Raw genomic sequence first — 21,407 nt, 5'->3', positions numbered from 1 at the left:
ACGAGATGTCCAGACCGCTCAAAAAGCGCCGTCCGTGAAGCTCAAAAGTCGCACAAACTCCTGACATTTGTGCCAGGCCATTGAAACCGCTGGATTTTCAGGACTTCATCCGTTTTGCTTGGCACCGTCGCAAGCGCTCGCCTGCACGGCTTGGCAACGACGATTGCCCTATCGCCGGGTTCGAATTGTCATGAGCCGCCATTTCCGTTGCGATTCGACCCGACTGCGGCTATATAAATCGTGATTTCCCAAAAAATCGGTGGTTCTGACCACCGCCCGCGCTAGGGACGCGGGCGAACGAGAGGATATTTTCGCGATGGCAAACACCCTGCTCATGCCCAAGGCGACCGCCGTCTGGCTGGTCGACAACACCGCCCTTTCCTTCGACCAGATCGCCCAGTTCTGCTCGCTGCACCCGCTTGAGGTGAAGGCCATCGCCGACGGCGAATCAGCCCAGGGAATCAAGGGCATGGACCCCATCATGACCGGCCAGCTGTCGCGCGACGAGATCGCCAAGGCCGAGAAGGACCAGAACTACCGCCTGCGCTTGTCCGACCCGAAGGTGCGTGTTCCCGAATCGAAGCGCCGTTCGCCGCGCTACACGCCGCTGTCGAAGCGCCAGGATCGCCCCAACGCCATCCTCTGGCTGGTGCGCAACCATCCCGAACTCAAGGACGCGCAGATTTCGCGCCTCGTCGGCACCACCAAGTCGACCATCGAGCAGATCCGCGACCGCAAGCACTGGAACGCCGCCAATCTTCAGCCGATGGACCCGGTAACCCTCGGACTTTGCTCGCAAATCGACCTCGACATCGAGGTGCAGCGCGCCTCCGCCGGCAAGCCGGCGCCGGCGCCCACCGGCGACACGCTGCTGCCGGCCTCGATGACCGAGCGGCTGACGCCCGTGGTCGACAAGCCGAGGAGCGAAGACGACGAACTCGATGCCGATGCGGTGTTCGCAAAGCTCTCGGCGCTCAAGGGCAAGCCGGAAGACGACGAGTAGGCGTCAGTCAAGGTGCGCGGGAGTTAGGATTCCCGCGCCCGCCCGGTCGATCCCATATCGTCGCCGGTACGTTCCATGGTCCGGTAGAAGTCGGCGAGCAGCTTGCCCTTCTCGGGCTTGAACTTGCGCTCGGCGCAAGCGACGCTGGCGATGCGGTCGATGCGGAAAGCGCGGAAATCGCCGCGCATCTCGCACCAGGCAACCAGCGTCCACACCTTGCCCCAGAACCACAAGCCAAGCGGCCGCACGTCGCGCATGGAGCCGCGGCCGCCCTCGTCCTTGTAGTCGAGGGTGAGGACCGTGCGGCTCTCGACCGCGCGTTCGATCAGGTCGATCGCCTGGCGGTCCGCGTCGCTGACCACCCACATCGGCGTATGGATCTCGGTCCGCGCGATGCGGTCCTTCTCGCTGTCGGGCAGCACGGCTCCGATCTTGACCAGCGCCTCCTCGGCCGCCCGCGCCATCGCCGCGCCGCCGAAGGCGCGCACCATGCGCGCGCCCGCCACCAATGCAACGATCTCGTCACGCGTGAACATGAGCGGCGGAAGGTCGAAGCCCTCCCGCATGATGTAGCCGACGCCCGCCTCCCCGTCGATCGGCACACCGGTCGACTGCAGATCGGCGATGTCGCGATAGATGGTCCGCTCCGAGACTTCGAGCCACTGCCCGAGCTTTTGCGCGGTCACCAGGCGGCCGCCACGGAAATGCTGGACGATCTGGAAGAGACGGTCTGCGCGCCGCATGGATCAATCTCCGAGCCCTTCCCGCCGCCGCTGCTCGGCGACGAAGTCCGCGCCGAATGTCAGCCGCTTCGTCGTCGGCGTGCTCGCGTCGAGCACCCGCCAGAACGGCGTGATGTCCTTGAGCGGCATGCCGCGCTGCAATGCCTCGTTGGCCGCTTCCGCGACGGTCCTGAGATGATATCCCATATAGACCGGGCAGGACACCTCGGCGCCGTTTTCGATCGCCAATGCGGTACGCAGGGCGCGCACGTCGACCTTCACGCCCTCCGGAATCGACCGAATGAAATCGTCGACCTGGCGCGCCGTGGGCACCAGCATCGTCTGCCCCTCGATCATGTCGCCGACGGTGCGCGGCGAGGGCTTGACCACCGGCTGTCCGGTATCGAGCCTGTCGGTCCAACTCTTCATCAGGCGTTTCCCGTCGGAACGAAAAGCCCAAAACTGTTACCGTCCGGATCGAGGCAATAGGCGAAGCGCCCGGCCGGGATCTCGATCGCCGGAGAGACCACCTTGCCGCCATTCTCCGTCACCCGCTTCATGCCGTCTTCCAGCGGCGCCGAGACGGCCAGATGGATGGTCGGTCCCGTGCCGGCAGGCGCCGGTTTTCCCGGATAGACGTGCCCGGAGGCGCCGGGCACTGCGGCGGCGAACATCGCGATCGGGTTCGGCCCGGACGCTTCCAGCGACAGCGCGTTCTGCAGTACCGCGCCGTAGAAGCGCTGCGCCGCAACCATGTCCGTTACCGGGATCTCGAACCAGATCGATGCTCTGGGTGGCGTATAGCTGGCCATGACGGCTCTCCTCGAACTGCTGACATTACTCTTGCCATGCTCCTCCTGACAGCATTCTGTCAGGAGGAGAGTCACGACGGTGGCAGGTATTCTCTTGCGTAAAGCCCCTTCGTCTCGGAAAGCTCGGCTTCCCGCTCCGGGTAGAGGGCTGACAGGAACGCGTGGGCGAATGTACCGGGCGCCGATCCCGGCGCGGATATGATCCTGCCATCCGCCACGGCATGAGGGACGTCCACATATCCCTCTTGCCCCGCATAGTCCGGCAGATGGGCGAGGATCCAGTCACGGGCGTTGCTGGTGTGTTTCGCTTGCGCGAACAAACCGGCGCGGGCAAGCGGCAGCGTCCCGGCGCAAATACCTCCGACCACGCCGCCGCGTTCCGCGATTGCATTGAGCAACGGCGCAAGGTCCGGCGCGCCCGGAGTCGGCCAGAGGTCGGAGCCGATGACAGCAAGCGCATCCAGATCGGCATTCTCCGAAACAGCAATGTCGCGGTCGGGTGTCAGCAGAAAGCCGCCTATCGACCGGACGGGTTTTCGGCCTGGCGACAGGGCCACGGCCTTTGCGCCGAACCACTCGACAGCCGAGGCCGAAAGCAGGCCAAACTCCCAATCGGCAAAACCCTGGACGAAAACGAACCCGATCGTGTTTGCTTTCTGCATCACCGTCCTCCAGACCCGTCACGGCGGCAGATATGTCGCCGCCCGTCCTTCATTCCGTGCTCCGCGGCCCTCAGTTGAACACGGCGGGCTTACCGAACCGGTCGGGCCAACCGATGTCCTTGCGGATGTCGGCCGGCAGCGAATTGAGAAACCGCTCGGTGCGGGCTTCATTGCGAAGGGTCTGCATCTTGCCCCTGTACTGGCGGATCGAGCGGACGACGTTCAGCGGATTCATGATGGCTTCTCCTCATTTTTACGAAGCCATCATCGCACACCCCTCCTGACAGCACTCTGTCAGGTGGTTGCCCCTTCGTTCAGGGCGCCGGCACAGGCACCGTGTAGTTGAGGGCGAGCCGTCCGCCATCTGCGTAGAGCGTCTGTCCGGTCACGTAGCTTGCCTCGTCGGAGGCCAGGAAAGCGGCGATCGCCGCGATCTCGTCGGGCTCGCCGATACGCCCCAGCGGCGTGCGCGACAGCAGCCGGTTGCGGGCTCCGGCATCGCTGTTGGTCGCCGAAAGCATGTCGGTGGCGATCGAGCCCGGACCGATTGCATTGACGCGGATGCCATGCGGCGCCAGCGCCAGCGCCATCACACGGGTCAACTGGTTGACGCCGCCTTTCGAGACCGAATAGGCGACCTGGTCGGGGATCGCGACCACTGCGTTGATCGACGACATGTTGACGATCGAGCCAGGGCTGCCGCCTTGCTTGACCTTGTCGACCATATACCGCGCCACCGCTTGTCCCGACAGGAACGAGCCTTTCAGGTTGACGTGCAGCACACGGTCGAAATCCTCATCGCTGAGGTCGAGGAACGCCTGCCCGTGGACGATGCCGGCGTTGTTGACGAGGATGTCGATGTCGCCGAAATGCTCCAGCGTCGCGGCGACGAGGTTATGCACGTCGAGCCGCTTGCCGACATCGGTCTTGCTGAACTGAACCGCCCCGAACCCCGACAGGTCGCGTTCGGCCTTGCCGCCGCGCTCATTGTCGATGTCGGCGATCATCACCTTGCAGCCATCCTGCAGGAACCGCCGGGCGATGGCAAAGCCGATGCCGCCCGCCGCGCCCGTCACGATCGCCACCTTGCCTTGCAACTTCATGGTCGTTCCTCCGGCCGGCTGAACGTGACGGTGCGGCGGCGCCTGGTCAACAGGCGCCATGCGGTCTTGCCGGTATTCCAGGATTGTGCTGGCGTCGAAGCCACGACACACTATCTACAAACGATAGCCGGAGATAAACGTTCGCAATGCCAATATCCCTAGGCAAGTCGGCCGCGGCATTGATGATCGTGGTTGCGACGCTGTTCGGCGGCGGCGAAGGCCATGCAATCACCCTGCAGCAGCGTCAGCAAGACGAACTCCTGCACAAGCGTCTTGGAATACCGCTGCCCATCATCGAACAGCAGCGGCGAAGGCAGGATTTCCAGGTGCAGCAGCGGCGTTTCCGCGAGCAGGATCGCAGGAGGCTTCAGGACGCGAAGCCAAATCTCGCCGTGCCCAGCATGCGGCCCAATTGCCAGCTTCAGATCCAAGGCAACGAATATCTGCGGCGGAACTGCCGCTGACGCGCGGCCATGCCGCGAATACGCGGTGGCGGGCGTGCCGCTCTTGTCTCGCCTGATCGAAGCAGTTGCCGGCGATCTTCGATGATTTCGCAACCGGCATCGCCCCGAAATGCCCCGACCTGACCTGACCTTGCGTCTGTCACTGATCAGCGGCTGAGGTAGTTTCGCGGCATGCATTGCCGGATCGTGCCGGCGGGCGGTTGGCGGCTGCCGGGAAACCGGTATCCCAGCCAGCGGTCAGGCGCGCGGGAGATGGTTCGAGATGGTCGCATGGACCGGCACCGTAGCCAACGAATTCAAGAGCGGCAGCGCCGATGCCGACCAGCTCGACGGCGCCGGCGGCAACGACGTGCTGCACGGCCTTGACGGCGACGACGAACTGCGCGGCGGCGCCGGCGACGACGAGATTTATGGCTGGCAAGGAGCCGACCAGCTCTTCGGCGGTGACGGCAACGACTGGATCGTCATGGGCCGCCCCGATTTCTACGGCACGCCGGGCGGTACCTATGGATCCGACATAGCCGATGGCGGCAACGATGTGGACATGATCGTGATCAGTTGGTGGAACCAGCTGATCAACGGCGTGGCCACTTCGATCACGCTGGATTTTGGCAATGGCACCTTCACCGTTCACGGCGGCGGCTCGGACTGGGAGAAGGCGTCGAATTTCGAGCAGCTTTCTTACTACGGGTCGGAAGGCGGCGACGTCATCACCGGCGGCGACAGCGACGACTTCTTCCAGCTCGGCGGCGGCAACGACATCCTGCGCGCCAAGGCCGGCGACGACTACATCTACGACAATGGCGGCAAGTTCGACATCGACGCCGGCACCGGACTCGACACGCTCCGGCTGGACACGCTGACGCTTCTGACATCGGGCGCGACCTTCAAGCTGACCGGCAGCGGCGTGGCGACGGTCGGCGGGTCGCTGAGCGGCACCGTCAAGAACGTCGACGCCCTCTACATCGAATGGAACAGCGGCACATCCTTCGCCGATTTCTTCACTGGCGGGAACTACGACGACACGATCCACGGCGGCGCCGGAAACGACACGATCGAAGGCGGAGGGGGTAACGACAAGCTCGTCGGCCAGGCCGGCGACGACGTCATCCGTGGCGGCGCCGGCAACGATTCGATCGACGGCGGCGGCTTTCTCGGCGTCAATCCGAACTTTACCGGCTACGACATCCTCTACGGCGACGACGGCAACGATTCGCTCGATGCCGGCTCGGACGGCAGCACCATGCGCGGCGGCAACGGCAATGACAGCCTGGGCGGCAGTGATGAGGTCGACATCCTCTACGGCGATGCGGGCAATGACGGGCTCTACGGCGGCGGGGGCGACGACAAGATCTATGGCGGCGACGGCGATGACGGCATCCGCTGCGACGACGGCGCCGACCGGATCGACGGCGGGGCCGGCAATGACGGCATCACTTTCTACTGGGCCGAGGTCGATCCGGCGACGTTGCGCGAAAACGGCGCGACGGCCGACCTCGAGGACCAGAGCAGGAACAAGGGCCGCGAGGCCGTAGGCGACATCTACATCTCGATCGACAACATCCACGGCACCTACAACGGCGAGGACACGCTGCGGGGAAACGACGCCGACAACATTCTCGATGGCGACGGCAACGCCGACATACTGGAAGGGCGCGGCGGCGCCGATCAGCTTATTGGCGGCCCTGGCGTCGGCATACGCGCACTGGATACCGCCTCATACCTGAGCGCTCCAACCGGGGTTATCGCCAATCTTGCAGCGCCGGCCGGCAACACCGGCGACGCCAAGGGCGACACCTACGTTTCGATCGAAAACCTCGAAGGCTCGGCCTTCGCCGACAAGCTCACCGGCAACACGGTCGCCAATGTGCTGACCGGCCTCGGCGGCAACGACACGCTGGCCGGCGGGGCCGGCGCCGACCGGCTCGACGGCGGAACCGGCGCGGACAAGATGGATGGCGGCGCCGACAGCGACAGCTATGTCGTGGACAACGCGGCCGATATTGTCATCGAGGCGGCGGGCGGCGGCACCGCCGACCGGGTGTCGGCGAGAGTGAGCTATGCGCTTGCGGCCGGCGTCGAGGTCGAGCTTTTGACCACCACCTCGTCCGGCGGAACCGGCGCGATCGACCTCGCCGGCAACGCGCTGAAGCAGGAGATCACCGGCAATGCCGGCGTCAACACGCTGAAGGACGGCGGCGGCGCGGGCGATGTACTACGCGGCATGGGCGGCAACGATACCTATCTGGTCTACAGCGCCGCCACGACGATCGTCGAAGCCGCCTCGCAAGGAACCGCCGACAGGCTCATGGCGGCTGTCGACTACAAGCTCGGTTCGGGCGTCTACGTGGAGCAGCTGACGACCACGAGCGCCGCCGGGACTTCGGCGATCGACCTCACCGGCAATGCACTGAAGCAGGAGATCATCGGCAACGCTGGCGCCAATGTCCTGCATGACGGCGGCGTGGGCGTAGCCGACACACTGAAAGGCCTCGGCGGCAACGACACGTACCTGATCTACAATTCCGGCGATCTCATCGTCGAGGGTTCCTCGCAGGGCACCTTGGACAAGGTCGCCGCTGCGATCGACTACACGCTCGGCGCCGGCGTCCATGTCGAGTCCATGCAGACCACCAGCGCGGCCGGAACCTCGGGCATCGATCTCACCGGCAACGAGATCGCCCAGAAAATCACCGGCAACGCCGGCTCGAACATCCTCGACGGCAAAGGCGGCAACGACACGCTGACGGGTGGCAATGGCAAGGATTTTTTCGTCTTCTCGACCACGCTCGGCGCGTCGAATGTCGACGTTGTCACCGACTTCAGCGTGACGGACGACACGATACGGCTGGAAAACGCCGTCTTCACCACACTGGCAACAACCGGCCCGCTTGACGCCTCGGCCTTCTGGTCGAATGCGACGGGACTAGCGCATGACGCCAGCGACCGCATCATCTACGAGACCGACACCGGCAAGCTCTGGTACGACGCCGACGGCGCTGCTTCGGGCGGCGGTGTCCATTTCGCCACGCTCACCGTCGGCCTCAGCCTCACCAGCGCCGATTTCGTCGTGGTGTAGACGGCGAAGCGCCCGCGTAAGGAAGTCCGCTCCCGCCCCTGTCGGCCGACCTCATTCAGGACGGCGATCCTTCCCATCCCCGCGGGCATCGAGCGATATTGCTGACGGATGTTGTCAAGAAGACATCGCCGCCTGCTTGTTTCATGCCGGGCTCGTTCCTAACTGCACCGCACAAGAAACGTCATCCAGCCTTGCCAGACAACCCGGCACTCGCGTTTGGGTTCGGTGTACCGGGGTCCAACCGCAAGGAAAATACCAGCACTATCCAAGCCATAGCCGGATTGTCATCGCCCCAGGATATGCCGCACTGCAACAGGGCTTGATAAACCATCCCGGCTGGCTCCATAAATCGATTATAGCGCGCAAGCGGCCGATGAGAGGGCGCATATGGATATGACCTGCATTTCCTCCAGACGTTCGACGCCGCGCTCGGGCACGGCAAGACTGCGTGCCCTGATCGCCGGGCTCTCGGCGGCGCTGCTGCTATCGGTGTCGGCAGCTTCGGCCCAGCAGCAGGCGCCTACCGTGACGGTGGCGAAACCCGTGGTGCGCGACATCGTCGAGGACGACGAGTTCGTCGGCCGCTTCGAGGCCGTCGACGAGGTCGCCGTACGCTCCCGCGTCGCCGGCTATCTGCAGGAGGTCCACTTCCGCGACGGCGCCCTGGTCAAGAAGGACGACCTGCTGTTCACGATCGACCAACGCCCATACCAGGCCACCTATGATGCGGCGAAGTCACAAGTCGACGTGACCACCAGCGCCCTCGAGTTCGCGAGGATGCAACTCGAGCGCGCCGAGACGCTGACCAAGTCCGGCAATTTGTCGGTCTCGACCCTGGACGACCGGCGCCGCGAGTTCCTGGGCGCGCAGGCCCTGCAGCAGGGCGCAGAGGCAACTTTGCGTACCGCCAGTCTCAACCTAGAATTCACCGAGATCAAGGCGCCGCTCGCTGGCCGCATCGGCCGCCGGCTGGTGTCTGTGGGCAATCTTGTGCAGCCCGATTCGACGCTGCTCACCACGATCGTCGCCGTCGATCCGATCGATTTCTACTTCGATATCGACGAGCGTTCCTACTTTGCCTACGCCCGCGATGCCCGCACCCGCGGCGGCGTGATGCAGGAGGGCGGTGGCGGGCTCGACGTGGTCGTGCATGTCGCCGACCGCAACGAGGTGGCCTTCAACGGCAAGCTCGACTTCGCCGAGAACCGGCTGGACCAGCAGACCGGCACGATGCGCGTGCGCGCCCGCTTCGACAACAAGGACGGCGTGCTGCAGCCCGGCATGTTCGGCCGCGTCAACGTTCCCGGCTCCCTGCCGCACAAGGGCATTCTCGTGCCTGACGAGGCGATCGGCGCCGACCAGAACCGCCGCATCGTCTATGTCGTCGATGACGCCGGCCTGGTCTCCACCAAACCGGTGCGCACCGGCCCCCGCATCGACGGATACCGGGTGATTCGCGAAGGCCTGACCGGCGACGAGACCGTCGTCGTCAACGGCCTGATGCGCGTGCGCCCCGGTGTCACCGTCAAGCCCGAGATGACCACCTTGCCGCCGAAAGCGACCGAAGGTCAGACGCAATGAGTTTCTCGCATTTTTTCGTCAACCGCCCGATCTTCGCGGCGGTGCTGTCGATCGTGCTCTTGATCGTTGGCTCGATCGCCTACACCCAGCTTCCGGTCGCGCAATATCCGGAAATCGCGCCGCCGACCATCGTGGTCCGCGCGTCCTATCCCGGCGCCGACGCCGAGACCATCGCCGCGACGGTGGCGACGCCGATCGAACAGGAAGTCAACGGTGTGGAGCACATGCTCTACATGTCGTCCTATTCCTCCAACGACGGCGCCATGGCGCTGACCATCACCTTCAAGCTCGGCACCGACCTCGACCAGGCACAGGTGCTGGTGCAGAACCGGGTGTCGATCGCCGAACCGCGTCTTCCCGAGGAGGTGCGGCGGCTCGGCATCACCACGGCCAAGAGTTCGCCGGACCTGATGATGGTCGTCCACATGCTGTCGCCCGACGACACCTACGACCAGCTCTACGTCTCCAATTATGCCCGCACCCGCATCCGCGACGTGCTTTTGCGGCTCGACGGTGTCGGCGACGTGATCATTTTTGGCGAACGCGAATATTCGCTGCGCATCTGGCTCGATCCACAAAAACTGTCGGGCTACGGCATGACCGCCGGCGATGTGGTGGAATCCTTGCGCGAACAGAACGTGCAGGTTTCGGGCGGCTCGATCGGCGCGCCGCCGATCGACGATGGCACGGCCTTCCAGTACACGGTAACAACCCAGGGCCGCTTCGACGACGCCCGCGATTTCCGCTATGTCATCGTCAAGTCCACCGAAGACGGCCGCCTGATCACGCTGCAGGACGTGGCGCGCATCGAACTCGGCGCCAAGGATTACGTCACCAACTCCTATCTGAACGGCAAGCAGGCTGTGGCGCTCGGCATCTTCCAGCGGCCCGGCACCAACGCGCTGGCCTCGGCGGAAGAGATTCAGCGAACCATCAAGGAGCTTTCGGCCGATTTCCCCAAGGGGCTCGCCTACGACATCATCTACAACCCGACCGAGTTCATCGCCGAATCGATCAACGAGGTCTACAAGACCATCATCGAGGCGATCCTGCTGGTCGTCATCGTCATCATCGTCTTCCTGCAAAGCTGGCGCATGGCGATAGTGCCGATCGTCGCGATCCCCGTCTCGCTGATCGGCACCATGGCGGTGCTGCTCGCGCTCGGCTTCTCGCTGAATATGCTGACTTTGTTTGGCCTTGTGCTGGCGGTCGGCATCGTCGTCGACGACGCCATCGTGGTGGTCGAGAATGTCGAGCGCAACATCGCGATGGGGCTCAGTCCGCGCGGAGCCGCGCATCGCACCATGGACGAAGTGGGCACGGCGGTCATCGCCATCTCGCTGGTGCTGATCGCCGTGTTCGTGCCCACCGCCTTCATCCCCGGCATCTCCGGCCAGTTCTATCTGCAATTCGCCATCACCATTGCGGTGTCGACGGCGATCTCGGCCTTCAATTCGCTGACGCTGTCGCCGGCGCTGGCCGGCGTCCTGTTCAAGCCGCATGGCACGCAACACTCCAGCTTCTTCCTCGCCCGCTTCGGCCGCACGCTCGCCAACGGCTTCAACCGCGGTTTCGACGCGATGGCGCATGGCTACGCCAGGCTTGTGCATTTCCTCGTCGGTTCGACGACGATGCTGCTGGTCATGCTGGCGATCTTCGCCGGCCTGATCTACGGCACCTACCACATGCTCCAAATAGTGCCGCGTGGCTTCATTCCGCAGATGGACCAGGGCTACGCGATCGTCGTCATCCAACTCCCTGAGGGCGCATCGCTGGGCAGGACCGACGCGGTGGTGCGGAAGGCATCGGACATCATCCGCGCCACGCCCGGCGTTGCCAACGCGGTCGCCTTCGCCGGTTTCTCCGGTGCCACTTTCACCAACGCCAGCAATGCCGGCGTGGTCTTCGCGCCGTTCAAGAGTTTCGAGGAACGGCTCGAGCACGGCCAGTCGGCCGGTCAGATCATCGGCCAGTTGTTCGGCACCCTGCAGAGCATCCAGGAAGCCTTCATCATCGCCGTGCCGCCTCCATCGGTGCGCGGCATCGGCAATTCCGGCGGCTTCAAGATGATGCTGCAGGAGCGCAACAGCGCCGACATGCGGCCGATCCTGGCGCTCGCCTACCAGATCATGGGCGTCGCCAACCAGACCCCCGGCCTGACCGGCGTGTACACCACCTTCTCGGCGTCCAGCCCGCAATTCTACCTGGAGATCGATCGCGACAAGGCACGCATGCTCAACGTGCCGATCCCCAACATCTTCGAGACGCTGTCGATCAATCTCGGCACGGCCTATGTCAACGACTTCAACGCCTTCGGCCGCGTCTACCAGGTGCGGGCGCAGGCCGACCAGGCGTTCCGCGTCGATCGGGATGACATATTGAGGCTCAAGGTGCGCTCGGCGACGGGCGCACTGGTGCCGCTCGGCACGCTGGTCGAGATCCGCGACGTGACCGGCCCCTCGCTGGTGCAGCGCTACAACATGTACGTGTCGGTGCCGGTGCAAGGCAACGCCGCGCCCGGCGTATCAACCGGCACGGCGCTCGACCTCATGGAAAAGGTCGCGGCCGAGAACCTACCGCAGGGAACCTCCTACGAGTGGACCGAACTGGCGCTGCAGGAAAGGCAGACCGGCAATACGGCGGTCTTCATCTTCGGCCTGTCGGTACTGTTCGTGTTCCTGGCGCTGGCGGCACAGTATGAGAGCTGGGTCATGCCCTTCGCGATCGTGCTGATCGTTCCGCTCGGCGTGCTGGCGGCCTTGCTCGGCGTCGCCTTCCGGGGACTGGACAACGACATCCTGGTGCAGATCGGGTTGATCGTGCTGGTCGGCCTTGCGGCGAAGAACTCGATCCTGATCGTCGAGTTCGCCCGACAAGCGCAGGAACGCGGCGCGACCCCGGTCGAGGCGGCCGTGGAAGCGGCAAGGCTCCGCCTGCGGCCGATCCTGATGACCGCCTTCGCCTTCATCCTCGGCGTCGTGCCGCTGATGATCGCCACCGGCCCCGGCGCCGAGATGCGCCAGTCGCTCGGCACGGCGGTGTTTTCCGGCATGCTCGGCGTGACCATCGTCGGCCTGTTCCTGACGCCGGTGTTCTACGTGACGCTGCGGCGGCTGGTGCCCTACCGCCCGCCGGCCGATACCGAGACGCCGGTGCTCACGCCAGGTGAGTGACTGAAACTCGCGTAAGCGGGCCGCGATGGGGTCGCTCCCGCGATTCAGACTGCCGGACGGTTGGAATTCGGCAAGGAACGGACGGGCCGCCTGGTCGAGCGGCTCATCCGTTTTTCAACGTCGAACTTCGGTGTCAGATGACGCTGAAATCCGCGTTGGTCAAAAGCAGGCCTGTGGTCAGGGTGGCGAAATGAACAGCGGCAGTCGCCCCCGTTCCGTCGGCGTCGTAAAACAGCTTGCCCGTGTCGGTCTCGTAGATGATGCGGTCGGTGCTGTCGCCGGCGGTGCCCGTTGCGTTGACACGGAAGGCGGCTGACGCCAATGTGCCGGTTGCGGTGAGCGCCTTGAAGACGGCGTTCTCCAGTTGAATGGTGTCGTCGGCGACAGAGAAGTCCTTGACGGTGTCGACATTGCTGGTGCTGAGCGTGTTTGCGAACCGGAAAGAATCCAGGCCGCCGCCGCCAGTCAGTGTGTCCGAGCCTGAACCGCCGTTGAGAATATTTTTGCCGGAGTTACCGGTCAGGATATTTGCCAGCGAATTGCCTACGCCGTTGATGGCGCTGCTGCCCGTTAGCGTCAGCCTTTCCACATCACCGAACACCTTTGTCGTATCGGCAAGGCTGAAGGTGATCGACGACTTCACCGTGTCCGTCCCCTCCCCGCCATCGTAACTCTCGTCGACGATATCGCCGGCATTGTCGACGACATAGGTATCGTTGCCCGCGCCGCCGCGCATGTCGTCGGCCCCGCCCTTGCCGTCCAGCAGATCGTCGCCGTCGAGCCCGCGCAGACGATTGGCGGCGCTGCTTCCCACGAGCGTGTCGTCGCTATCAGTGCCGCGGGCCCACTCGATGCTAACAAGGGTATCTTGCCGTCCGAACCCGTCGACGGCCAGGCCGGTGGTCAGGTTGACGGTGACGCTTGCATTGCCGTCGAAACGAGTGTCACGGTCGTAGCGGACCTCGTCAATCCCGCCCTTGCCGTCGATCTTGTCGCGGCCGCCATATCCGATAAACTGCTCGTCCGACGACGATCCGTTTAAAGTGTCCGCGAATTGTGTTCCACGATACTGTTCGAAGCCGGTAAAAGTCTCGCTGTTGCCCCAGGCGTCATTGACGGTGCCGGCCTGCGCATTGAGTACGATGCCGCGCAACGCGGCATCGTCATAGTATGCGAACTGGAAACTCAATGTGTCGAAGCCGGCGCCGCCGTCAAAAGTGTCGTCGCCTTGGCCGCCGTCGACATAGTCGTCGCCTCCGCCGCCTTTGAGCACATCGTTGCCGGCGTGGCCATAGAGCTCGTCATTGCCGGATGACCCGTTAATGGCGTCGTTGCCGTTCATCAGCCATGAATTCATGCTCCAGGCATCATAGCCATTCTCGTAATAACAGGTCTCCGAAACATCGAAGACATCAGTCAAGGGCCGGTTCAGGCCAGTAAGCGTCTGCACGACGGTGGTGCCGTCATCGAGAAAGACCTGCAGTCCGGACATCGTGCCGCCGGTGGGAAAACCGTCGGCGTCGTAAGTGAAGCCCACTCCATTCAGCCGAAGGACAAGGCCGCTCTCCAGCCGGTAGACGATCCGCGTCGCATTCGGCGTTCCTACGATTTCTGCGCCATTGAGGAAAATCAATTCGCCCAGTGACGGATTGTAGTCCCCGAACTCAGGCAGATACTTTCCACCCGGAAATGACATTGTTACTGTCGGCATTTTGTCCACCCCTGAAATAATCACGTTGCTTTAGCCCTGCAACAACAGGGATAGCACAAGTGCTTAAGGGTGCAATTGCCGTTTTAACAAATCTGAAACCATCGTAAACTTCGGTGTAGGGACACAACACAATTTGGTCTCACCGCAGTTTCGCGAACAAACGCCGGCCTTGCGGAACGTCCTCGGTAAAATTCACCCCTCATTGAACGATTGGCCAGGCTTTCGATGCTTCTCATCGCGACACCACCGCACCTTCGCCGCCAATCCCCCTCCCCGCCAGCGCCGCAGCGATCTCGTCCAATATCGCCGGGTCGTCGATCGTCGCCGGCATCGTCCACGGCTCGCGGTCGGCGATCTTCTGCATGGTCGCGCGAAGAATCTTGCCGGAGCGCGTCTTCGGCAGCCGCTTGATCACCACCACGGTCTTCAACGCCGCGACCGCGCCGATGCGGTCTCGCACCAGCGCCACGATCTCGCGCTCGACCTCCACCGCATCGCGGTTCACGCCGGCATTGAGCACGACGAAGCCGCAGGGCACCTGCCCCTTCATCGCGTCGGCGATGCCGATCACCGCGCATTCGGCGACGTTCTGGTGCTCCGCCAGCACTTCCTCCATGCCGCCGGTCGACAGCCGATGCCCGGCGACGTTGATGATGTCGTCGGTGCGAGCCATGATGAAGAGATAGCCGTCGCCGTCGACCAATCCGGCGTCGGCGGTTTTGTAGTAACCGGGGAACTCGGCAAGGTAGGCATCGCGAAAACGCTGGTCGGCGTTCCACAGCGTCGGCAGGCAGCCGGGCGGCAGTGGCAGTTTCAGCACGACATTGCCGAGCGTTCCCCGCACCACCGGATGCCCCGCGTCGTCCAGCACCTGCACGTCGAAGCCAGGCATCGGCACGCCCGGCGAGCCGTGTTTAACCGGCAGCCTGCCGAGCCCGACCGGATTCTGGGTGATCGGGTGGCCGGTCTCTGTCTGCCACCAGTGGTCGATCACCGGCACGCCCAGCATCCGCTCGGCCCATTCGAGCGTCGGCGGGTCGGCGCGCTCGCCGGCCAGAAACAGCGTCCGGAACTTTTTCAGATCATATTTCGGGACGAATGAACCCAGCGGGTCCTGCCCCTTGATGGCGCGGAACGCGGTCGGCGCGGTGAACAGGGCGACCACGCCGTGTTCGGCGATCACCCGCCAGAACGTACCAGCATCCGGCGTGCCGACCGGCTTGCCCTCGAACAGCACCGTCGTGCAGCCATGCAGCAGCGGCGCATAGACGATGTAGGAATGGCCGACCACCCAGCCGACGTCGGAAGCCGCCCAGAACACCTCGCCAGGCTTTATGCCGAACTCATTCTCCATCGACCATTTCAGCGCGACCATGTGGCCGCCATTGTCGCGCACCACGCCCTTCGGCTGGCCGGTCGTCCCCGACGTATAAAGCACGTACAGCGGATCGGTGGCCTTGACCGGCACGCAGTCGACATTGGCCCCCGCCGCCCGCTCGCGCGCCACCTGGTCGGCGAAATCTAGGTCGCGGCCTTCGACCAGATCGCAGCGCTGCTGGTCGCGCTGCAGGATGAGACAGCGCCCGACCTTGTGATGCGCCATGCCGATCGCGCCGTCGAGCAGCGGCTTGTAGGCGACGGTACGCCCCGGCTCCAGGCCGCAGGACGCCGAGATGATCAGTTTTGGCGTCGCGTCGTCGATGCGGGTTGCCAGTTCCCGCGCGGCAAAGCCGCCGAAGACCACGGAATGAATGGCGCCCAGCCGCGCGCAGGCGAGCATGGAAAACACCGCTTCCGGCACCATCGGCATGTAGATGATGACCCGGTCACCTTTTTGCACGCCCTGGTTCTTCAGCACGGACGCCAGCGCCACCACCTCGCGCTTCATCTCGGCATAGGTGAATTTCCTGACCGTGCCTCTCATCGCGCTGTCGTAGATCAGCGCAAGCTGGTCGGCACGCCCGCAGGCGACATGGCGGTCGAGCGCGTTGAAGCACGTGTTGCATTCCGCACCCGCGAACCACCGGCCATAGACGCCCGCCTCCGCGTCGAACACCTTGTCCCACGGCTTTATCCAGTCGATGTCGCGCGCCGCCTCGGCCCAGAATGTTTCCGGGTCGGCTTTCCCTGCCGCATAGACCTCGTGATAGCGCGACGTCATCATTCCTCCCGCTCCGATCCCGCGTGGAGCTTAGCCGCCCGCGCGGTCCCGCGTCCACCTGACTATCGGCGTAGGAAAACGCCGGTTACCGCGCGAAGACCATTGCGGACTGCAGATTGCGCTTTGACAGCGCTACGCGGGCCTGCTCAAAACGTCGCATGTCGAAAGCGCTGTCGCTCGTCATCGTCGCCATGATGATCATCCAGATCATCAAGCCGCTAGGCGTGCCCGGGCTGCGGCAGCGGCGCGATTTCTGGAAGCTGGCGGTGGCGGCGCTGGCCGCGATCTCGCTGACGGTGATTCTGAGCCACGCGACGGTGTGAGATGTTCCCTTCTCCCCGTTTACGGGCAGAAGGTGGCCCGAAGGGCCGGGTGAGGGGCGGCGCCTCCCCTCAAAGCTTCGCACCGCCCCTCATCTGCCTGCCGGCATCTTCTCCCCCGTAGACGGGGAGAAAGAGAGCTTTCACCCCTTCTTCAGCACCTCGATGCCCGGCAGGGGCTTGCCTTCCATCCATTCGAGGAAGGCGCCGCCGGCGGTCGACACATAGGTGAAATCATCCGCCACGCCGGCATGGTTGAGCGCCGCCACCGTGTCGCCGCCGCCGGCGACGGACACCAGCCGCCCCGCCTTGGTCTCGGCCGCGGCTGCCTTGGCGGCGGCAACCGTCGCCTTGTCGAACGGCACGATCTCGAAGGCGCCGAGCGGGCCGTTCCAGACCAGCGTATTGGCGCGGCCGATCCACTCGACGATCTTGTCCACCGTCTTCGGCCCGACATCCAGGATCATGCCATCAGCCGGTATCTTTTCGATCGGCATCACCTCGTTCGCGGCGCCGGCCTTGAACTCCTTCGCCACCACGCCGTCCGACGGCAGGATGATGGCGCATCCGGCAGTCGCCGCGTCGATCATGATCTGCTTGGCGGTGTCGGCGAGATCGTGCTCGCACAGCGATTTTCCGACATTGGTGCCGCGCGCGGCGAGAAAAGTGTTGGCCATGCCGCCGCCGATCACCAGCGCGTCGACCTTCTTCACCAGATTGGTCAAAAGATCGATCTTGGTGGACACTTTTGCGCCGCCAACGATGGCGACGACGGGGCGTTTCGGATTGCCGAGGCCGGCATGCAGCGCGTCCAGTTCGGCCTGCATGGTGCGGCCGGCATGGGCGGGCAGGTGGCGCGCCAGCCCCTCGGTCGAGGAATGGGCGCGATGCGCGGCCGAAAAAGCGTCGTTGACGAAGATGTCGCCGTTCTTCGCCAGCGCCTCGGTGAAGGCCTTGTCATTCTTCTCCTCACCCTTGTGGAAGCGGGTATTCTCCAGAAGCAATATGTCGCCGTCCTTCATCGCCGACACCGCCGCCTCGGCCTTGTCGCCGATGCAGTCGGCGCCGAAGCCAACCTTCCGGCCGATGATGTCGCCGGTGGCGCGGGCGATCGGTTCCAGCGAGAATTCCGGCGTCGGCCCATCCTTCGGCCGGCCGAAATGGGCGAGCAGGATGACTTTCGCGCCCTTGTCGGAAAGCTCCAGGATCGTCGGCGCGACGCGCTCGATACGGGTGGCGTCGGTCACCTTGCCGTCGGCCATCGGCACGTTGAGGTCGACGCGGATGAGAATGCGCTTGCCCTTCACGTCGCCGATATCGTCGAGGGTCTTGAAGGCGGTCATCGGGCATCTCCGTCGTTGAGTCGCGCGGACATTATCGCGCCGCGCCGTCCATGCAAGCTGGTCTTTCAGCCGACCGTGGTGTCTTCCGACGCGGGGGCCGGCCGCGCCGGCGCAGCGGCTTTCTCGAAGCGCCGCCGCAGATAGGCCTTGATCCGGTCGTGGATTTCCGCCGCCCCGAAGAAAGCCGGAATGGCAGGTGGCGGCGTCGGCTCCAGCGCCACGCCGACGCTGATGATGCGGCCCTTCTCGTCAACGTCGCGTACGATCAGTTCGATCGTCCCGAGGTTCACCCGGTCGGCATATTCGGCATGCCCGCCGAGCTTCGCCACCATCAGCGCGTCGATCGTCAGCCCGCGCTCGGCCGGGCCGAGCTTGGCCTCGTAGGCGGCTTCGAGATCGGTGGCCGGACGCCCCGGATCGACGGCGAAGGCGCCGAAGAAATCCTCATCCTCCGGATCGACCTCGGTGCGGCTGGCAAAGAGGCGATCGAGCAGGCGAGGATAGCGGTCGGGCACGAAGATGTAGACGTGGTCACCGGCCACCAGCCGGCCCGCATCCTGGAATTTGATCGAACGCCCCTCGCGCACCACCAGCGATGGCCGTGCCCAGCGCGGGATGCGCTGGCCGCGCAGCACCGGGCTGCCGGCGACGATCGTATAGGCGAGCAGTTCGTGATGCGCCGAGCCGGGAAGCTCCAGCTCGACCTTCTGCAGCGGCCCCAGCCGCGCCGGCACGATCAGGCCGAGCCGCCGCGCCAGCGGCCCCACTGTCCAGCCCTGCACCACCAGCGACACCAGCACGACGATGAAGGCGGTGTTGAAGATCAGCCTGCCATGCTCCAGGCCCCCGAGGATCGGCGTGATGGCGAGCAGGATCGACACCGCGCCGCGCAGGCCGACCCACGAGATGAACGCCGTCTCCTGTCGCGGCATGCTGAAAGGGATGAGGCAGAGCCACACAGCCAGCGGCCGCGCCACGAACATCAGCACCAGGCCGAGCAGGATCGACGCCGGCAGGATCGGCAGGAACTGCGACGGCGTGGCGAACAGGCCGAGCACCAGGAACATGATGATCTGCGCCAGCCACGACATGCCGTCCTGGAAGCGCTTGAGCACGGAGACCGCGCGGATATCCGAATTGCCGGCGACCAGCCCGGCCAGGTAGACGGCGAGGAAACCCGACCCGCCGATGGTGCCCGCCGCCGCGAAGATCATCAGCGACAGGGTCAGCACGAAGATCGGCAAGAGCCCGCTGTCGAGGTTGAGCCGGTCGACCAGTTTCACGATGCCGTAGCCGCCCGCCAGGCCGATCGCCGCGCCGAACAGCATGTGGGTGACGAAGCCGATGACCAGGTCGAACAGGATGACTTCAGCATGCGGCTGCGCCCCCAGCGCGATGACCTCGACCAGCGTGATGGTCAGGAAGATGGCGATGGGATCGTTGGTGCCGGATTCGATCTCCAGCATGGCGCGCACCCGCTCGCGCAGATTGACGTTGCCGGCGCGCAGCAGGAAGAACACTGCCGCCGCGTCGGTCGACGCCACCGCCGCGCCGAGCAGGAAGGATTCCAGCCAGTTGAGTTCGGTCAGATAAAAGGCGGCCGCGCCGAACAGCGCGGTGGTCAGGATCACGCCCACCGTCGCCAGCGACAGTGCAGGGGCGGCGGCCTGCCGGAAGATCTTGATCGGTGTGCCGAAGCCCGAATCGAACAGGATGACGGCAAGCGCCAGCGAGCCGGCAAAATAAGCCAGCTGCGGATTGTCGAACTTGATGCCAAGTCCATCCTCGCCGGTGGCGAGCCCGATGGCGAGGAACAGCAGCAGCAGCGGGGCGCCGAAGCGAAAGGCGATCAGGCTCGAAAACGCGGCGGCAACCACCAGGGCGGCGCTGACCAGCGTTGCGAGGTAAATTGCCTGATCCATTCCGATTCCGCTTCCTCAATCGCAGGATTGTCGATCAGGGCAGAGTGCGGCGAAGACAAGGCGTTAGGCAACCGATTTGCCGCAAACATTCCGGCAAAACGAAAAACGCCCGGACGAGGCCGGGCGCTGCGAATTTGCAAATGGGTATCGGCAGTTAGGCGATGACCTTACCGAAGGCGACGGCGGTGTCGGCCATGCGGTTGGAGAAGCCCCATTCATTGTCGTACCAGGAGAGAACCGAGACGAAATTGCCGTCCATCACCTTGGTCTGGTCGAGCGCCAGCGTCGAGGAATGCGGGTCGTGGTTGAAGTCGATCGAGACGTTCGGATGCGCGGTGACCGCCAGGATGCCCTTGAGCTTACCGTTCGAGGCCGCGATCACCGCGTCGTTGATCTCCTGCACGGTCGTGTTGCGGCTGGCGATGAACTTGAAGTCGACGACCGAGACGTTCGGCGTCGGCACGCGGATCGAGATGCCGTCGAGCTTGCCTTTGAGGGCCGGCAGCACGAGGCCGATCGCCTTGGCGGCGCCCGTCGAGGTCGGGATCTGCGACAGCGCCGCGGCGCGGGCGCGGTAGAGGTCCTTGTGCATGGTGTCGAGCGTCGGCTGGTCGCCGGTGTAGGAATGGATGGTGGTCATCATTCCCTTCTCGATGCCGACCGCGTCATGCAGCACGGCGGCGAGCGGCGCCAGGCAGTTGGTCGTGCACGACGCATTCGAGATGACCAGGTGGTCCTTGGTCAGCTGGTCGTGGTTGATGCCGTAGACGACCGTCAGGTCGGCGCCGTCGGCGGGGGCCGAGACGATGACGCGCTTGGCGCCGGCGGCCAGATGCGCGGCAGCCTTGTCACGGGCCGTGAAGATGCCGGTGCATTCCAGCGCGATGTCGACGCCGAGTTCCTTCCACGGAAGCTGCGCCGGGTCGCGCACCGCCAGCACCTTGAACTTCTCCTTGCCGACATTGATCATGTCGCCTTCGACCTTGACCTCGTGCGGGAATTTCCCGTGCACGCTGTCGAAGCGCAGCAGGTGCGCATTGGTCTCGACCGGGCCGAGATCGTTGACGGCCACGACGTCGATGTCCTTGCGGCCGGACTCATAGATGGCGCGCACGATGTTGCGGCCGATGCGGCCGAATCCGTTGATGGCAACTCTGACGGTCATGAAATTCCTCCTGTCGCGGTAAAGGCGCGGCTACGGTTGGTGCCGCCCGCTTCTTAGCGTCGGGCGGACAAAGAATCCATATGCCGGAAGGGCGAATTTAAATCGATTAGCTGCTGGTACAGCGCATTATTCCGCCCGTGGGGCATGCGACATGGCGGCGCATGATGGGTGCGCCGCCAGACCGCT

The 21,407-nt window shown here is 64.4% G+C and carries 17 protein-coding genes; 5 read left to right on the top strand and 12 right to left on the bottom strand.

The window, feature by feature from the left end; all coding sequences use genetic code 11:
* The first annotated feature begins 316 nt into the window (after positions 1-316).
* Positions 317-1,003, top strand: a complete 687-nt coding sequence (locus ACSBOB_RS04690) for a DUF1013 domain-containing protein (RefSeq protein ID WP_442581303.1) — start codon at positions 317-319, stop codon at positions 1,001-1,003.
* Between the two features lie 23 nt (positions 1,004-1,026).
* Here ACSBOB_RS04690 and ACSBOB_RS04685 read toward each other — a convergent pair whose 3' ends face one another.
* The 7 genes from ACSBOB_RS04685 to ACSBOB_RS04655 form a co-directional block, all read right to left on the bottom strand.
* The gene (locus ACSBOB_RS04685) at positions 1,027-1,746 is read right to left on the bottom strand and encodes a helix-turn-helix transcriptional regulator (RefSeq protein ID WP_442581302.1); all 720 of its coding nucleotides are present in this window, start codon (positions 1,744-1,746) and stop codon (positions 1,027-1,029) included.
* 3 nt (positions 1,747-1,749) lie between these two features.
* Positions 1,750-2,154 carry a hypothetical protein gene (locus ACSBOB_RS04680; protein ID WP_442581301.1) on the bottom strand — a complete coding sequence of 135 codons (405 nt, stop codon included), beginning with the start codon at positions 2,152-2,154 and terminating at the stop codon, positions 1,750-1,752.
* Entirely contained in the window at positions 2,154-2,537 is a 384-nt protein-coding gene (locus ACSBOB_RS04675; RefSeq protein WP_442581300.1) for a VOC family protein, read from the bottom strand. The genes ACSBOB_RS04680 and ACSBOB_RS04675 overlap by 1 nt, the downstream gene beginning before the upstream one ends.
* A gap of 71 nt (positions 2,538-2,608) precedes the next feature.
* Complete coding sequence (locus tag ACSBOB_RS04670) at positions 2,609-3,199, bottom strand: DJ-1/PfpI family protein (RefSeq protein ID WP_442581299.1); 591 nt, start codon at positions 3,197-3,199, stop codon at positions 2,609-2,611.
* A gap of 70 nt (positions 3,200-3,269) precedes the next feature.
* On the bottom strand, positions 3,270-3,434 hold the full coding sequence (locus ACSBOB_RS04665) for a hypothetical protein (protein ID WP_442581298.1): 165 nt from the start codon (positions 3,432-3,434) through the stop codon (positions 3,270-3,272).
* 79 nt (positions 3,435-3,513) lie between these two features.
* The gene (locus tag ACSBOB_RS04660) at positions 3,514-4,302 is read right to left on the bottom strand and encodes an SDR family NAD(P)-dependent oxidoreductase (RefSeq protein WP_442581297.1); all 789 of its coding nucleotides are present in this window, start codon (positions 4,300-4,302) and stop codon (positions 3,514-3,516) included.
* A 158-nt stretch (positions 4,303-4,460) separates the two neighbouring features.
* Entirely contained in the window at positions 4,461-4,733 is a 273-nt protein-coding gene (locus ACSBOB_RS04655) for a hypothetical protein (protein WP_442581296.1), read from the bottom strand.
* 295 nt (positions 4,734-5,028) lie between these two features.
* Between ACSBOB_RS04655 and ACSBOB_RS04650 the strand changes: the two genes are divergently transcribed.
* The 3 genes from ACSBOB_RS04650 (at position 5,029) to ACSBOB_RS04640 (ending at position 12,599) form a co-directional block, all read left to right on the top strand.
* Positions 5,029-7,845 (top strand): calcium-binding protein, encoded by a 2,817-nt coding sequence (locus ACSBOB_RS04650; protein WP_442581295.1) that lies wholly within the window; start codon positions 5,029-5,031, stop codon positions 7,843-7,845.
* 393 nt (positions 7,846-8,238) lie between these two features.
* A complete protein-coding gene (locus ACSBOB_RS04645) occupies positions 8,239-9,426 on the top strand; it encodes an efflux RND transporter periplasmic adaptor subunit (RefSeq protein ID WP_442583634.1) in 1,188 nt (395 codons plus the stop codon).
* A complete protein-coding gene (locus ACSBOB_RS04640; RefSeq protein WP_442581294.1) occupies positions 9,423-12,599 on the top strand; it encodes an efflux RND transporter permease subunit in 3,177 nt (1,058 codons plus the stop codon). Before ACSBOB_RS04645 ends, ACSBOB_RS04640 begins: the two co-directional genes overlap by 4 nt.
* 133 nt (positions 12,600-12,732) lie before the next feature.
* Here the strand turns inward: ACSBOB_RS04640 and ACSBOB_RS04635 are convergent, their stop codons facing one another.
* Together ACSBOB_RS04635 and ACSBOB_RS04630 are read right to left on the bottom strand one after the other, a co-directional pair.
* Positions 12,733-14,310, bottom strand: coding sequence for a calcium-binding protein (locus ACSBOB_RS04635; protein WP_442581293.1), 1,578 nt, complete (start codon positions 14,308-14,310; stop codon positions 12,733-12,735).
* 232 nt (positions 14,311-14,542) lie between these two features.
* Entirely contained in the window at positions 14,543-16,471 is a 1,929-nt protein-coding gene (locus tag ACSBOB_RS04630) for a propionyl-CoA synthetase (RefSeq protein ID WP_442583633.1), read from the bottom strand.
* A 158-nt stretch (positions 16,472-16,629) separates the two neighbouring features.
* Here ACSBOB_RS04630 and ACSBOB_RS04625 point away from each other — a divergent pair, with 158 nt between their 5' ends.
* Positions 16,630-16,794, top strand: a complete 165-nt coding sequence (locus ACSBOB_RS04625) for a hypothetical protein (protein ID WP_442581292.1) — start codon at positions 16,630-16,632, stop codon at positions 16,792-16,794.
* Positions 16,795-16,934: 140 nt separating this feature from the next.
* Here the strand turns inward: ACSBOB_RS04625 and ACSBOB_RS04620 are convergent, their stop codons facing one another.
* The 3 genes from ACSBOB_RS04620 to gap all read right to left on the bottom strand — a co-directional run bounded on the left by ACSBOB_RS04620 (position 16,935) and on the right by gap (position 21,221).
* Positions 16,935-18,134, bottom strand: coding sequence for a phosphoglycerate kinase (locus ACSBOB_RS04620; protein WP_442581291.1), 1,200 nt, complete (start codon positions 18,132-18,134; stop codon positions 16,935-16,937).
* A 65-nt stretch (positions 18,135-18,199) separates the two neighbouring features.
* Positions 18,200-20,056 carry a potassium/proton antiporter gene (locus ACSBOB_RS04615; RefSeq protein WP_442581290.1) on the bottom strand — a complete coding sequence of 619 codons (1,857 nt, stop codon included), beginning with the start codon at positions 20,054-20,056 and terminating at the stop codon, positions 18,200-18,202.
* 154 nt (positions 20,057-20,210) lie between these two features.
* Entirely contained in the window at positions 20,211-21,221 is a 1,011-nt protein-coding gene (gene gap, locus ACSBOB_RS04610; protein ID WP_442581289.1) for a type I glyceraldehyde-3-phosphate dehydrogenase, read from the bottom strand.
* Positions 21,222-21,407 lie beyond the last annotated feature (186 nt).

Source organism: Mesorhizobium sp. KACC 23794 (genome assembly GCF_052180275.1).
Classification (GTDB): domain Bacteria; phylum Pseudomonadota; class Alphaproteobacteria; order Rhizobiales; family Rhizobiaceae; genus Kumtagia.
Note: the sequence above shows the minus strand (reverse complement) of the source record. Positions and strands in the feature narration are given on the sequence as shown.

What these genes read in the sequence shown, in the direction of transcription:
- ACSBOB_RS04690 (WP_442581303.1), top strand. Translation starts at nt 317, where the DNA reads ATGGCAAACACCCTGCTCATGCCCAAGGCGACCGCCGTCTGGCTGGTC.
- ACSBOB_RS04685 (WP_442581302.1), bottom strand. Translation starts at nt 1,746, where the DNA reads ATGCGGCGCGCAGACCGTCTCTTCCAGATCGTCCAGCATTTCCGTGGC.
- ACSBOB_RS04680 (WP_442581301.1), bottom strand. Translation starts at nt 2,154, where the DNA reads ATGAAGAGTTGGACCGACAGGCTCGATACCGGACAGCCGGTGGTCAAG.
- ACSBOB_RS04675 (WP_442581300.1), bottom strand. Translation starts at nt 2,537, where the DNA reads ATGGCCAGCTATACGCCACCCAGAGCATCGATCTGGTTCGAGATCCCG.
- ACSBOB_RS04670 (WP_442581299.1), bottom strand. Translation starts at nt 3,199, where the DNA reads ATGCAGAAAGCAAACACGATCGGGTTCGTTTTCGTCCAGGGTTTTGCC.
- ACSBOB_RS04665 (WP_442581298.1), bottom strand. Translation starts at nt 3,434, where the DNA reads ATGAATCCGCTGAACGTCGTCCGCTCGATCCGCCAGTACAGGGGCAAG.
- ACSBOB_RS04660 (WP_442581297.1), bottom strand. Translation starts at nt 4,302, where the DNA reads ATGAAGTTGCAAGGCAAGGTGGCGATCGTGACGGGCGCGGCGGGCGGC.
- ACSBOB_RS04650 (WP_442581295.1), top strand. Translation starts at nt 5,029, where the DNA reads ATGGTCGCATGGACCGGCACCGTAGCCAACGAATTCAAGAGCGGCAGC.
- ACSBOB_RS04645 (WP_442583634.1), top strand. Translation starts at nt 8,239, where the DNA reads ATGACCTGCATTTCCTCCAGACGTTCGACGCCGCGCTCGGGCACGGCA.
- ACSBOB_RS04640 (WP_442581294.1), top strand. Translation starts at nt 9,423, where the DNA reads ATGAGTTTCTCGCATTTTTTCGTCAACCGCCCGATCTTCGCGGCGGTG.
- ACSBOB_RS04635 (WP_442581293.1), bottom strand. Translation starts at nt 14,310, where the DNA reads ATGCCGACAGTAACAATGTCATTTCCGGGTGGAAAGTATCTGCCTGAG.
- ACSBOB_RS04630 (WP_442583633.1), bottom strand. Translation starts at nt 16,471, where the DNA reads ATGACGTCGCGCTATCACGAGGTCTATGCGGCAGGGAAAGCCGACCCG.
- ACSBOB_RS04625 (WP_442581292.1), top strand. Translation starts at nt 16,630, where the DNA reads ATGTCGAAAGCGCTGTCGCTCGTCATCGTCGCCATGATGATCATCCAG.
- ACSBOB_RS04620 (WP_442581291.1), bottom strand. Translation starts at nt 18,134, where the DNA reads ATGACCGCCTTCAAGACCCTCGACGATATCGGCGACGTGAAGGGCAAG.
- ACSBOB_RS04615 (WP_442581290.1), bottom strand. Translation starts at nt 20,056, where the DNA reads ATGGATCAGGCAATTTACCTCGCAACGCTGGTCAGCGCCGCCCTGGTG.
- gap (WP_442581289.1), bottom strand. Translation starts at nt 21,221, where the DNA reads ATGACCGTCAGAGTTGCCATCAACGGATTCGGCCGCATCGGCCGCAAC.